A 13,357-nucleotide genomic window follows, 5' to 3' on the forward strand; every position below is an offset into this window, starting at 1 on the left:
AAACATCCGTCGCGCTAGCGACACAATAAAAGCTGTTCCAGGTCGGGGAAGGTTTATGCAAACAAAATTTCCCCAACAGATATGGAAAGAAGAGTAAGGAGTAGCCATCATGTCCATGATCCTGCTGCATAACCCGATCGCCAGCTCCCGCAGCTTGCAGCGGGTGCACATGTTTCCCGGCCGGCATCTGGGCGAGGAAGAGTTCGACCGCGAGCAGGCGTATGCCGATGCGCGCCTGGCTACTGTTTTACAGAGCAAAACCGCCGGCATCGTCCATGGCCTGGATTTACAATTGGGGCCCAACGGTGTATCCGAACCCGGTTTTAGCGTCAGTGCCGGCTTGGCTTTGGCCGCCAATGGCCAGGCGCTGGGTCTTTACTATCCGCTACGTGCCGAGTGGCAGGATTTGATCGACGCCTACCTAATCCGCAACCAGGTCACCAGCGCGGTCGGTGTTTATTATCTGATGCTGACCCGCGGCGACCGGAAAATCGACGGGCCGGGCGTCGATCCCTGCCAACGTACCGAGTTGGATCCGACCCGTGACACTCAGCGAGTATTGGCCGGCAGTCTGGCTCTGCAGCGCATCAACATCAGCGACGCCGCTGTCAATACCTGGCCGCGCGAACGTATAGAAAACTGGGTAGCCGCCGACCGGGTCGATGCCGGCTTCATGGCCAAGTTGGGCCATGCCGTGCCGCTGGCCTTGCTGGCGGTGGTGAGCAACGAGGATGCCAGCTACCGCATCGCCTGGCTGTCCCAAGAAGCGGGGCGCTACGAAGCCTTGCCGAACAGCGGTTATCGGGTTTTGCTGAATCAGACCGGAGCGGCGATGCGCCGAGTCATGCAGGCGGCTGGGTTGCCTGCTAATGTCGGAATTCCCTTGCCGCAGTTCCTGCAAGACAATCTACATCTGGATTTTCTACCTGCTGCCGGCCAGTTGCCGCTGGACTGGTTACAAAACCCCGCAGAGCCCGCGCCGAATCTGCTTTGGCTACCCACCCACATGGGTATAGACATGGTGCCGGTGCCGGAAGAAGCGGTAATCGAGTTGTTAAACGGCCACATCGCCCGCCGGGTAATTGATTTACGCCAACCGGCCGGTGACAAGATCCGCTTGCTGTTGGCGGTGAACGAGCCGGATTATCGGCCTAATTTATTGGACATTCCGCAAACCGACAGCGTGCTGGAAAGCGATATTTTCCGGTTTTACATGCGCGCCTACGAAGCCTGGCGCAAATGGCGCCAGCAATTCGATGCGCTGTATTTCGTCGAACCGTCCAATACGCCGCCTCTGGCTGGCGGCATAGGCGTGATCGAACACGCGGTGCTCGATCCCGCGCAATTCAAAAACCTGGATTTACCTAAACCGGAAATTCCGCCGGCCTTGCCTTTGACGATTTTCGAGAAAGTCATCGCCCGCGCCAACAGCGAACAACAAGACCCGCAAAATCCAGGCACACCTTATCCCTACAGCAAAGGAGTGCCGGCGTTACCCAACTTTTATAGCAATTGGTTGGGCGCAGACGGCAATCCGCCGCTAATTGCTACGCCCAGCGACGACGGTCTGGTGGTGCAATACGCGGTCGCGTTGGTGGAACTGGAAGCCATCGAAAACCAGATTCGAGCCATCCGCAGCCGAGTCGAAAAAACCCGCGACTTTTTATTGTTACAGCGCCAGCAGCTGGATTCGCAAACCGTGGCCTTGGCCGCGCTGGCCGGCGGCGTGGCCGGCGACGGCACCGGCTTGCAGGTCGCGCGCTGGTTGCCGTACGCCAATCTCAACGCCACCGAGATTCCCAACAACGTCGAAAAGGCGGTCAGCATGGAAAGCGTGGTCAGCAATGCGCCTAAAGCCGTTTTTGCCACCGCCTCTGCAGGCCTATTCAACAGCGCGATCAGTCAGATGGCTGCGCCGAAAATCAGCGCCAGTAGTGCCTTGAGCAACAATCTGTTGAGCAACGCGCTGGCCTCCACTTCATCGGTATCCAAGTCGGCATTTTTATTGACCAGTAAGCCGCAAACTTATTCGGCGTTTGAATTGGGCATCAACAAAAACCGCCTGGATATGTTGTCGCGCATTACCAAGGAAGCAGTCAGCAAGCCGGCTTTCGAGGCCAAGGAATACCGGTTTGGGGTGATCGATCATATCAGCCCGGAAATCAACGAATATGCAAAGGCCTATTATGGAATGAAGGAATTGCTCGCCACGCTGACCGATTTGTTCGACCCTACCGATGCCGCGACCTTGCGCAGGCAGATGGAAAAAATCGGCGTGGTGGAAGACGATCAGGCCGGCGCCAATGCCACCAACCCGTTCGAGCGCAGCGGCAAGCTGGAATCGCCGACCGTACTGGATAATCTGGCCGACAAAAACGCTCCGAATAACCCGCAACGCTCCAGTCTGTTAAAGACCCAATATCGTTACCATGCCTTGTTCAAAGCCGGACGAATCCTGACACAATGGATCGCGGTTTTCGAGGCCCGTTACAACAATATCGAACGCAAACTGCAAGGTAAATTACGCGAACAAGCCAACAAACTGGCGCAGATCGACAAATTGGCCGGCCTGATTCGGGTAGCACGGGAAACTCTGGAAGGTATGGACAGATTCCGCGTCGAACAACTCGGCGACTATGGCGTCGCACAGCGTTTGCTGGACGAAGACTGGCGGCAGGTTTGGACACTGAATAACGAACGCACCCGTATTTTGACCAAGGCTTTGCGCGGTTTGTATTACGTCAGAGTGCGCGGCACGCCGGTCAGCGCGACCTTGGCCGATCCGTTGGCCTTGCGTTACGGCAGCAGCAAGGACATCGTCCCCGGCTGCGATTGGGAAGAAGAGGTGGATTTGCCGGCGGCGCTGGATCCATTTTTTGCGGCGATCTGTGAAATTCCGATGGACGACTGGGCCGGCTTAAAACCCTTGCGGCCCAGGCTGCCGCCGTTTCAGCAATTCGATTACCTGGGGCAATTGCGCCAGGCCCGCTTCAAGGCCAGGCCCGCCAGCTTGCTGACGCCGGCCAATACCGATACATTGCAGGCCCGCCTGCAAACCGTGCACCTGCAAACCCAAATCGTCATGCAGCAATGGGCCAGTTTCAGTTTGCCGGCCTTTACCGCTAGCAGCTTGCAAACCCAGGCCGCAGCCGCCAAGGTGTTGGCTTTGGAAGATCTGGCCGGTACGGCCGGACCGTTACGCAAACCAGCCCACGAACTACGCGAGCAGCTGGAGCATTGCCAGTCTTGTCTGCTGGAAAAACTCAATCTATTGCCGCCGTCGCTACGTTTGCAATGGGGGCAATTGGCGGAAGACGATCAAATTCGGGTCGAAGACGTGTCCTGGTGGCCAGGCATGGATAGGGCGGAAGCCGATGATTTCAATGCCGCCCGCACCGTGTCGGAATTGATCGCCTGGTGGTTTCGGCAGTTGGACCGCGATGCCTCCGCTGCCAGTCGCAGCGCCATGCGCAATATGATTCGGGCAGTGCTGATTCATGCTTCGCTGGGAGATCCGCAAGAAATCATTCGCGGGAATGTGCATGTGCCGCCGCGCTTGGCGGCAATCGGCGAGCGCTTGCAGGTCAAATTGAACAGGCCGCCGTTGCCGGGCACCCGGCTGCAACTGCTGGATACCGAGCAGCGGGTGGTCGCGGTGCTGGCGGTGGAAGATCACAGTCCGCAAAGTACCCAGGTAACCATTGTCGACATGCTGCAAAGCGGTGTGAAGATCAACACCCGTTTCAGCGTAGTGGCGAACAAGCTGACGCAGCAGCGCTTGTAAAGCACCGTCATGACTAAGCTGGCCGCCGATAGCGTTGCGATACACCGTCTGACCGTCAGGGCCGGACAACAGCGGTCTGCGGAAAGCGTGCGCGACAGTTTGCAAAGTGCGGATTGGCCGCATGCCGGGGGCGACAGCTGGGTGTTTATTCGGCGCCTGCAAGTCAGCGGCGCGGCGCGGCAGCTGCCTCGGCAATTGCTAGACCAAACCCGGCAATATTTAACGCAAAGCAACAATCCGGAGCAAGTGATGCGCTTCGGCAGCTTGGCCGAGCTGTTGGCGGCCTTGCTGACAGATCTGGTGCGCGGCCGCGCCGGCTTTAATTGGTATTGGCGGCGTTGGGCGCATTGGTTTGATTTGCCGGTGTCTCGGGCTTTATCAGGCATATTGTCCGAACAACTGGATTTGCTACCGTCGGTTGCTGCGCGGTTGATGCAACGGGATGGCTTAGCCGCCGTCTGGTTGAGTCTGAACGACAGCGATGCTCGACAATTGGCGGTTGAACTAGCGGGGCTGAGCGGTTTTCGGTTGCCGTCTGCTCCGGAAATAGCCGAGCTGCTTGGCTCTGAAATCTATGGCGCAGAAAGGCCACATCCCTTGGCTGCCGGAGCTCAGGCTTGGGTTGAACAACTGTATCGGCGGCCCGGATTCTTGGCGCAATGGCGAACGCTGTTGCAAGAGCTGAAAGTCAGCGATGGCCGTTATCAATTGGCCTTATTGTTGATCGGTCGGGAAGCGGCGCCGTTGCTGTTGCAACAACAGCCGGCTAAGGTGCTGGCGTTTCTATCCACCTGTTTTGCGTCTCTACAGCCCGCCAAAACAAAGGATGTTGGCGGGGAATTTAGGTCGCGGCTGTCGGATGATGAGATCCAGTCAACGGTTCATCCCTTACAATCTAAAGCCCTTCCACAAGCGCCGCCGGCTAGCCAAACCGACCGGACACGAGCGCAGGCAGACGCAGAGGCAAGGTTAAAGCCCGATACCGGTGTCGAAAACCAAACGCCTTTGTCGTTTAAGGTTAGGTACGATGCAGCGCAAGACGGCAAAAATATCCGGCAATCCATGCAAAATCGTATTCCAGCAGATCGGTCATTTGTCGATTCCTCTTTTCGCACCACGGAACTTGAACAGGGCTTGCTGCACGAGCAGGCCATCGAACGCCCGGAATTTGCCGAATTCAATACCCAGCAAGGCGGCTTGCTGTATTTACTGAATATGCTCAACCGGTCTGAGATGCGCAGCTTGATGCTGGAACATGCCGAAACATTACCCAGCGGTTGGGCCTGGCTGTATCGGCTTGGGCAGGAATTAAAGTTGGACGAGGACGATGCGCTGGTCGATTTCATCGCACTGCAATTGGGTCTGGATGAAAGCGCCGAACTGGCTCAATTGCCGCAGTTGCCGGCCCGTGAACAGGTGTTGAGTCGGGCCCAGAGTTGGTACGGCAAGACCGGCGTTTGGCAGCCTGAGTTGTTGGCGCTTGCCGGACAAATTCACTACAGCCCCAGCCATATCGATTTGTACGCGCCGATGTCGGCGATCCGATTGCCGGTGCGTCTGGCCGGGCTGGACATCAATCCGGGCTGGCTGCCGTGGCTGGGCCGAGTCGTGAGTTTTCATTATGACTAAGCCGCCGCAGCCCTTGGCCGAATCGCTAAATCTGCAAGCACCTAACCGGCAGCAACCGTTGGCGGCCTTGGTGCGGGTCGGTTTGGCCGAGTTCTGGGAACGGATGATGCCGGGCGACACCGAGCTGTCCGAGCAATTGCGTCAGCAAGCCGCCCGGCAGTTAAACGTGGAAGTTCTGCCGAGTTGGATACAAATGCGCGAACACGCAGCATCCCAGATACGGGCCTTGCCCGGTCCCTTTGGTCAGTGGTTGCACGAACAACATATCGACTTGCCGCAAGCCTTTTTGTTGGCCTTGGTCGGCAGCGCCGAGACCGACTATCTGGTGACCCTGACGCTCAGCGAGTTGCAGGCGCCCAATCCCGGCAATCGCTTGGCGGTGCATTTGGCTTTGACGATATTGGACGAATTATTCGGTGCCGGCACGCTGGATGCGCTGGATTTGCATGCCACGCCGTTGGTGCAACAGCAGGTGTTATTACTGGAAGGATCGGGGCCGCTGTCGCTTAGGCCATTGCGCATCGAACCGGCCTTGTGGTCGGTATTGTGTGGCCGGTCGGCGATTTGGCCGGGATGCCGAGTGATTTCGCTGACTGATCGTGAATTGTTGCCGCAGCGTATCCGTAAGCAATTACCGCATTTGGCGACCTTATTGGCGAAAGGCGAGGTGCGCGGCTTGGCGATACGCGGTAACAGCGGTTGCGGTCGGCGGGCCTTGGCCGCCGAACTGGCCGAATTGTTGGGATTGAGCGCAATCCAGGTGCCTAGCGAGCTTTGGCAACAGCAGCCGGCTTTGCCCTTGGCTTGTCAATTGGCGGGCTGGCTACCGGTAATCACGGCCAATGTCGCTGCCGGTGAAAGCTGGCAGTTGCCGGCGATACAACCCAATATTGCCCATGTGATTGTGTTGGGGATGACCGATGCGGTGTCCGGTCAGGATTTGCTGGAACTGGAAATGGGCGTACCTGACGAAGCCGAACGCCGCCAGCTTTGGACCCGTTATCTCGCCGATCCCGAATTGGCCGGCCGTGCCGCCAGTGCGTTGCTGAGCGGGCCGGTGATCCAGAAAGTAGCGCGCAATGCGGTATTACGCGCCGAACAAAGCCGTGCAGCGCTAAACGCCGAGCATATTGCCCAAGCCCGTCGTGACTTGGGCGCGGAACGCCTACGATTATTGGCAGAGCCGGTACGGCGGCGGGTCGAACGCGAGGCGGTGGTATTTCCGCCGCTGGTCGAACAATATCTGCACGACTTCATCGCCCGTGCCCACAGCCGCGAATCGTTGTGGGAAGCCTTGGGCGTGACCTTGCAGGCCTCGCGCAATGCCGGCCTGCGGGCCTTGTTTGTCGGCGACAGCGGCACAGGTAAAACCCTGGCCGCCAGTTATGTGGCGACTGCGCTGGGCGCACCATTGTACCGGGTCGATTTGGCGGCGATCATGAACAAATACGTCGGTGAGTCGGAAAAAAACTTGGGTAGTTTGCTGGATTTGGCCGCCGCCGCCGACGCGATATTGTTGTTCGACGAAGCTGATTCGTTATTCGGCCGCCGCACCGACGCCCAGCAGAGTGGCGAACGTTACGCCAATATGCTGACTAACTTTTTATTAACCCGCATCGAAAACCACCCCGGCATTACGATCCTGACCACCAACAGCCGCGAGCGCATCGATAATGCCTTTACCCGGCGTTTGGATGCGATTGTGGATTTTCCAATGCCGGGGTTTCAGGAGCGCCTGGATTTATGGCGCAGCCATTTCGGTCAACGCAGCCCCAGCGATGATTTGTGCAAGACCTTGGCCAGCTATTGCGACATCAGCGGCGGGCAGATCAGGAATGTGGTGTTGACCGCTGCCGGTTGCAGTCCGGCGGATCAGCCTATCGGCATTGAGCCCTTGTTGTCGGCTTTGCAGCGCGAATATCAAAAACTGGGCCGCAATCCGCCGGCGCAGTTAAAGCAGTTAAGGAGTTAGCTTATGACAACCCTGGCGTCCAAACTCCGCAAAAAGCAGCCGCAGCGCAAAACCAGTGCGCCGCCCAAACCCAACGAAGAGAAAAAACAGCGCAAACCGGCGTATCTGCAACGCAAGATGGCCGTCAGCCAGCCGCATGACCCCGAAGAAAAGGAAGCCGACCAAGTAGCTCAGGAAGTCAGCCGAGCCAAAAAAACCGGCGAACAGCCGGGGGTGAAGGAAGACAAGGAGATGATTTCCAGCAAGCCGATGCCGAGTGCTCAGTGTTTGCTGCGGCGGTTAAACCGGGCCGCGGCGGATGCCGCCAAGCCGGAAGAGGAGCAAAAACCGGTGCGCCGGGCGAAAAAGCCGGACGAGGACCAGAAAAACCCAGCCGCGCAGCGTTCTGTGGAAACCGAGGATAAAAAACAAGATCAGGCCAAACGGCTGAGTCGTAAGGCCGAAGAAGATAACCCCAAGGCTGCCCGGCTATTTCGTAAGGCCGCAGGACCGGAAAAAACAGACGAACAACAAACGACTGCCGCGCGTTTGTTACGCAAACCCAAACCGGCGGATGAGGAGCAAACGGTCGCCCAAACCCGCCTGCACAGGGCTGCCGCCGAACAAGCAGAGCAGCCTGAAGATACTGAATTAGCCGCGTCGGCAAACACAGTCGAGCAGTCGGTGGAGGCGCGGATCGAGGAAAGCCGGGGTAAGGGGGCGCCGTTGCCGGAAAGTATCCGGCGCGAGATGGAGCAACAGCTTGGTGCGGATTTTGCCGGGGTGACCATTCATAACGATGCCGAAGCGGCGGATTTGTGCAAGCAACTCAATGCCCGCGCCTTTACCGTTGGTAACGATGTTTACTTCGCGCCCGGCGAGTTTGCGCCGGAAGCCGACGCCGGACGCGAACTGTTGGCGCATGAGTTGAGCCATGTGGTGCAACAAAGCGGCGGGGTGCAGCGCGTGATGCGCGCGCCGCAGGCGGCACCTGCTGCCGCTCCCGCCGCGGGCGGTGCCAAAAGTGCCGGTAAAGGTACGCTGAAGGGTGGGGAATTGCATGTGCCCCTGCTGACTTTGCCGCAAAAACCGGGTATGCAGGAAAAATTCAGCGCTAAATACGGTGGGCTGACCAATTGGAAATTGCCGCAAGCCGACGAGCGTACCAACCAGATCGACGACTGGAAAAAGCAGATCAAACCGTCGTCCGGTGGCTGGGATTTAAAACCCTACCTCGGCAGCGACAACACTTTGCCGGATACCAACGGTGCCAGCACGCAATATGCCTTGAAGCTGAAAGCCGGGGGTGGCGGCCAAGGCTATCTGATCGGCTCCGAAAGCGACATCCGCGAGCAGGCCATTCTGCCGTGGTGGAATAGTCAGGGCGCGCCGCACCTGTTCGATGTCGATCATATTCTGGAGCTTCAATTGGGCGGTGATGCCGACAAGCTGGAAAACTTCCAGTTATTGGATGCCAGCGCCAATCGCAGTTCGGGTAGCAAGATTAAAAACGCCATCGATAAGGCGATACGCGCGGCCATCCCGCCCGAAGTGGAAGGTGGTGGCGACTTGCCGGAAAATCTCTCCAAACCGTTGCCCGGGCGGGGCAAAGCCGCCCCTGGCGCTGCACCGGCACCGGCTGCGAATGCCGCGGCGCCTACTCCGGCCCCAGCTGCGGGAGGCGGCGCAGCACCGGCTACCGCAGCCAAAGATCCGGCGTCGGCTGCACTGGACGCGATCAAAACCAGCTATCAGGACAAACTGTTTTTCGACGAAGTGAAGTTCGAGGGGGCTGTCGGCGGCAATCCGGGCATCTGTTGGCAGGCCGACCGCGTCACGAAGATGGAACATCTGAAGCCGTTGGAAAAGGCTACCAAAACCAATGCGCCGGATCTGTTTGCCAACGATAAATTGCGGCTGCTGCCGCGTCCCGGCGCCGGGGTGATGTTTGTTAGCGCCTTGAAGGGCGACCCCGGCAGCGAAACCTTCGACGCCGGTAGTTGGGGCGGCATGTCGGTGGTTGGCGGAACCTTCAACCGCAGCGCCGGTAGCGGTACGGTGACACTGACCATGCCCAAAACCAAAAAAGTCGATGCGCAGAACACTACACTAAATTTTGTCAGCAGCGGTGCGCCGACGCTATGTCATATTCCGCCCGGCCAAGTAGCCGATGCTTATCGCAACGCCTTTAAAGCCAAGACTTTGAGCCCGATTGCGCTGAACAACGCCGATATGGATGCCAGTGCCAATATCGTTGGCGGTGGGGTGCTGACGATAGACGGCATTCCGCTGTTGGCCGGCACGACTGTCGATGTGGCGCTGGTAGGCGGCGATCTGGTGTTCTCGAAAACCTTTTCTACCGATGAATTCGATATAAAAGGGCCTATCCAATTGGATAGCAGTTCGCTGACGCTGAGTGCCGGCGCGGCCACGCCGATTGCCGCCGCCGGCTTGGTGGAGTTTCATATCGGCGAACTGGCTAAAGGTTCTTTGGAGGGCAGTGCCACCGCCGGCGGCTTTGCGATGGCCGGCCAATTGGAATTTGATAAACAGCTGTTCACCGGTGCGGGGCGCATCGATTATGACAGCGCTAAAGGCATCAAAGCTTCGGGTACGCTCGGCCTGAAGCCGGGGGCGTTGAAAGGCATCAAAAAAGCCAGTTTTACCCTAGCTTACGACGATGCCAAGAAAGCCATCGATTTTGCCGGCGATGCCGAGGTTGCCGTGCCCGGCTTTAAAGGCGCCAAATTGTCTGCGCATGCCGATGATACCGGCAATATCAGCTTGGGCGGCGAGGCAACGCTGTCCGACACCATTCCGCGCATCAAGGGCGGCAAGCTGACTATTGCAGCTGATCGAAAGGGCGATGTCTGGTCATTGGGCGGCGGCGGCGAGCTGGAACCCGATTTGAGCGGATTGGACGCCAGCGCCAAAATCAAACTGGATTATAAAGATGGCTTATTGAATGGCAAACTCACGGCCAATTACAAACGCAGCATGCTGGCCGGGAATATCGATTTGAATGCCAAAGCCGTGGTCGGTGAAGGTGGCGGCGAGGCCGAGCCGATCAAAGTGTGGGGCAGTGGCACGGTCGATGTCACTGCCGCGCCTTGGCTGAAAGCGACGGTTGGCTTGACATTGGACGAGAAAGGCGAGATTACCGTGTCCGGCGAATTGGGTTTGCCCAGTTCGTTGGAGATCTTTCCGCGCAAGGAGATCAACAAATCGCTGTTTGCCGTCGCTACCCAGGTGCCGATTGTGCCTGGCATCGTCGCGGAAGTGGGCGGTAATCTCAGTGCGACGGCAGGGATTGGCCCCGGCAGCCTGGATCAGTTGAAAATCGGTTTGACCTACAATCCGGACCATGAAGAAAACACCAAAATTACCGGTGACGCGCATCTTAAAGTGCCGGCCGATGCCGGCTTGCGCTTGGCGGTGCGGGCCGGTATCGGCTTGGGTATCACAGGTGCCAGTGCCACCGGCGGCCTGGAGATAGGCGGCAAATTGGGAATTGAAGGTGCGGCGGAGGCGGGCGTGCACGTCGATTGGACGCCGGCCACCAGTCTGGATTTGACCGCCAAGTTATCGGTATCCGCTCAACCCAGCTTTACCTTCGATATTTCCGGTTACGTGGCGGTGACGGCATTGGGCTTTAGCGTTTATGACCAGCGTTGGCAACTGGCTTCGTACCAGTTCGGCTCTGATTATAAGTTCGGTATCAGCCTGCCGGTGCATTATCACGAAGGCCAACCCTTCGATGTGTCGCTGGACGATGTGCAGTTCGAGGTGCCGGATATTTCGCCGGGTGACATATTGAATGGTTTGATTGCCAGGATAGCCTGATGAATGCGCTTAACGATCTGCTCAGAGAAGGGGTAATCGCCCATCAGTCCGGCAATCTGCCCGAGGCGGCGCGTTTGTATCGGGCAGCGCTGGAGTTGGACGCTGACAATGCCAGTGCGCATAACAATCTGGGTTTTGTGCTGGCTCAGCAGCAGGAATGGTCGGAAGCCTTGGTGCATTTGCGTACCGCCTTGCGCCTGAAGCCGAATATGGCGATGGCGCATTGCAATCTCGGTCAGGTGCTGGTGAATACCGGACATGCCAACGAGGGCCTAGCGCATCTGCAACAGGCCACGGCGTGCGATCCGGATAATGTCACCGCTTGGGATAATCTGGCCCGAATCAGAGTCTTGGTCGGCGACTTTCAGGGCGGCGAGTATGCGGCGATCCGAGCCTTGAAACTGCAACCCAACGCGCCGCAGCTGCATACCCGCTTGGGTATCGCCGTGGCCGCGCAGCAACGGTTGCCCGAAGCCTTGCAGCACTATCAACAAGCTTTGGCATTAGACAGCAAACATCAAGAAGCCTGGGCGCAACTGGGTATTACCTGTTTCCTACGTAACGACCTGGGCAGCGCCCGCGATGCGTTGGAAACCGCACTGGCGCTGAATCCGGACGACAGCAACGCCTTGCGGCATCTGGCCTTAGTGAACCTGAGTCTAGGTAACCGCGATGTCGCCATCACCCAATTCGAGCATTTGCTGGAACTTAATCCAGACGATGACGAATCGCGCCTGGATTTGGCCGTGGTTTTGTTATCCGGCCAGCATACGGCGGCGGCTTTGGAACAACTGGAGTCGATAAGCGAGTCTGTACGCACGTCCAGCAAATATCAGTTTTATTTGGGTTTAGCCTTACAGCAAAACGGCGAGCAGGAATCCGGCGCGCAATTGCTGCGGCAGCTGGCCGATTTGCCGGATGATGCCTACGGGGTAAAGGCGCGGCAGATGTTGTTGGTGAGTTGAACTTGATTTGCGCAAATACTAGGGCTTAGGCTTATTATTTGATCTGCATTTTTAGGTAGAGATACTAAATCTATGAGCCATAAATCTTTTAACCCTCCCAAGGGATGGGGGAGTGATCTTTTATCTCAGTTCCAGTCCACAGCCATGGAAAATGAATTTGCCACGTTTGTTCATGCGCCAGAGTGGCAGGGTATGCTGTGTGAGGTTGCAACCATTCTCGATAGCTGTTCTAGCTATGCTATGGAGCGTTTGCTCAAAGCCAATGATCCAGCTCTCCTATTATTCGTGTGCGCGCAGAGTCAATACCTTGCTTCTGTCCGATCTACGGCGGCAGGGCACTGCATAGCGGCATATCCTACTGGGCGTTCCGCTGTCGAATCAGCACTTTACGGATGGTATCTGGCAAATAATCCTACAGCGAGCCAGAACTGGCATAACAAACCCGAACCAGATCAGAAGAAAGCGTTGAGGGACTGGAACGCGGAATTTAAGTTTTCTTCGTTAGCGAGATTGCTTGGTGAAAGAATAAGTGGGGACTTGGAAGAATGGGCAAAATATCTTCACCAAACTGCCATTGATTTAGGTGCGCATCCTAATCAGAATGCTCTCTATGCGAACATGGAATACGAAGGTCGTGAAGACGGGGCGTGCATGTTAAAAATAACGCATCTTCATATTTGGAATGACTTTTCGATGTCCACGACAAAATTTACTATTGAAACGGGGATGTTCGTTATACGTTTATTCGCCTTGAGTTTCCATAACGCTAATCAACAGCTTAACCTAGATCAAAGTAGTGATAGGCTTGTAAAAAATCTGAAGAACTTACAATCGATGAAAACCTCGGAAACGGAGTGATAGCCCGGTAGACCGAAACGAAGGCTGGGTAAAGCATCGCGAAACCCAGCAAATGCCTTTGAAATAAACGAGTGTCCTTGCATCCAAACACCTCTTTGGGTTGCAAAACCTATCAGCTTGTAAGCTGGGTTTCATTATCATTCAACCCAGCCTACAACTGCAAACCCAGCATCGGCTTATTATCAGTACTGGACATTTGCAAAACTGGAGTGAATGTCGTTTGAGGGTCGGTTGTGACAATTCGCCAATTCAATCGCCATCATCCATTGTTAATGCAATCGTATCGGAATATTTGGCCAAGTTTAGGTCAGGGCAGGCGGTGGATTT

At 56.8% G+C, this 13,357-nt stretch carries 6 protein-coding genes; all 6 read left to right on the forward strand.

Features of this window, described 5'->3' with window-relative positions; translation table 11 throughout:
* The first annotated feature begins 109 nt into the window (after positions 1 to 109).
* The 6 genes from ACR64Q_RS01165 to ACR64Q_RS01190 all read left to right on the forward strand — a co-directional run bounded on the left by ACR64Q_RS01165 (position 110) and on the right by ACR64Q_RS01190 (position 13,030).
* On the forward strand, positions 110 to 3,784 hold the full coding sequence (locus ACR64Q_RS01165) for a hypothetical protein (protein WP_313733319.1): 3,675 nt from the start codon (positions 110 to 112) through the stop codon (positions 3,782 to 3,784).
* Positions 3,785 to 3,793: 9 nt separating this feature from the next.
* The gene (locus tag ACR64Q_RS01170; protein WP_313733320.1) at positions 3,794 to 5,413 is read left to right on the forward strand and encodes a hypothetical protein; all 1,620 of its coding nucleotides are present in this window, start codon (positions 3,794 to 3,796) and stop codon (positions 5,411 to 5,413) included.
* Positions 5,406 to 7,385 carry an ATP-binding protein gene (locus ACR64Q_RS01175; protein WP_313733321.1) on the forward strand — a complete coding sequence of 660 codons (1,980 nt, stop codon included), beginning with the start codon at positions 5,406 to 5,408 and terminating at the stop codon, positions 7,383 to 7,385. The genes ACR64Q_RS01170 and ACR64Q_RS01175 overlap by 8 nt, the downstream gene beginning before the upstream one ends.
* A gap of 3 nt (positions 7,386 to 7,388) precedes the next feature.
* On the forward strand, positions 7,389 to 11,207 hold the full coding sequence (locus ACR64Q_RS01180; RefSeq protein WP_313733322.1) for an eCIS core domain-containing protein: 3,819 nt from the start codon (positions 7,389 to 7,391) through the stop codon (positions 11,205 to 11,207).
* A complete protein-coding gene (locus ACR64Q_RS01185) occupies positions 11,207 to 12,172 on the forward strand; it encodes a tetratricopeptide repeat protein (protein WP_313733323.1) in 966 nt (321 codons plus the stop codon). Before ACR64Q_RS01180 ends, ACR64Q_RS01185 begins: the two co-directional genes overlap by 1 nt.
* A 72-nt stretch (positions 12,173 to 12,244) precedes the next feature.
* Positions 12,245 to 13,030: a hypothetical protein gene (locus ACR64Q_RS01190; RefSeq protein WP_313733324.1), complete on the forward strand. Its 786-nt coding sequence runs from the start codon at positions 12,245 to 12,247 to the stop codon at positions 13,028 to 13,030.
* The last annotated feature ends 327 nt before the right edge of the window (positions 13,031 to 13,357 follow it).

The organism is Methylomonas sp. 2F7 (assembly GCF_057126975.1).

Bases quoted from the DNA above. Each gene is read 5' to 3' on its own strand.
- ACR64Q_RS01180 (WP_313733322.1), top strand. From the start codon at position 7,389: ATGACAACCCTGGCGTCCAAACTCCGCAAAAAGCAGCCGCAGCGCAAA.
- ACR64Q_RS01170 (WP_313733320.1), top strand. From the start codon at position 3,794: ATGACTAAGCTGGCCGCCGATAGCGTTGCGATACACCGTCTGACCGTC.
- ACR64Q_RS01175 (WP_313733321.1), top strand. From the start codon at position 5,406: ATGACTAAGCCGCCGCAGCCCTTGGCCGAATCGCTAAATCTGCAAGCA.
- ACR64Q_RS01190 (WP_313733324.1), top strand. From the start codon at position 12,245: ATGAGCCATAAATCTTTTAACCCTCCCAAGGGATGGGGGAGTGATCTT.
- ACR64Q_RS01185 (WP_313733323.1), top strand. From the start codon at position 11,207: ATGAATGCGCTTAACGATCTGCTCAGAGAAGGGGTAATCGCCCATCAG.
- ACR64Q_RS01165 (WP_313733319.1), top strand. From the start codon at position 110: ATGTCCATGATCCTGCTGCATAACCCGATCGCCAGCTCCCGCAGCTTG.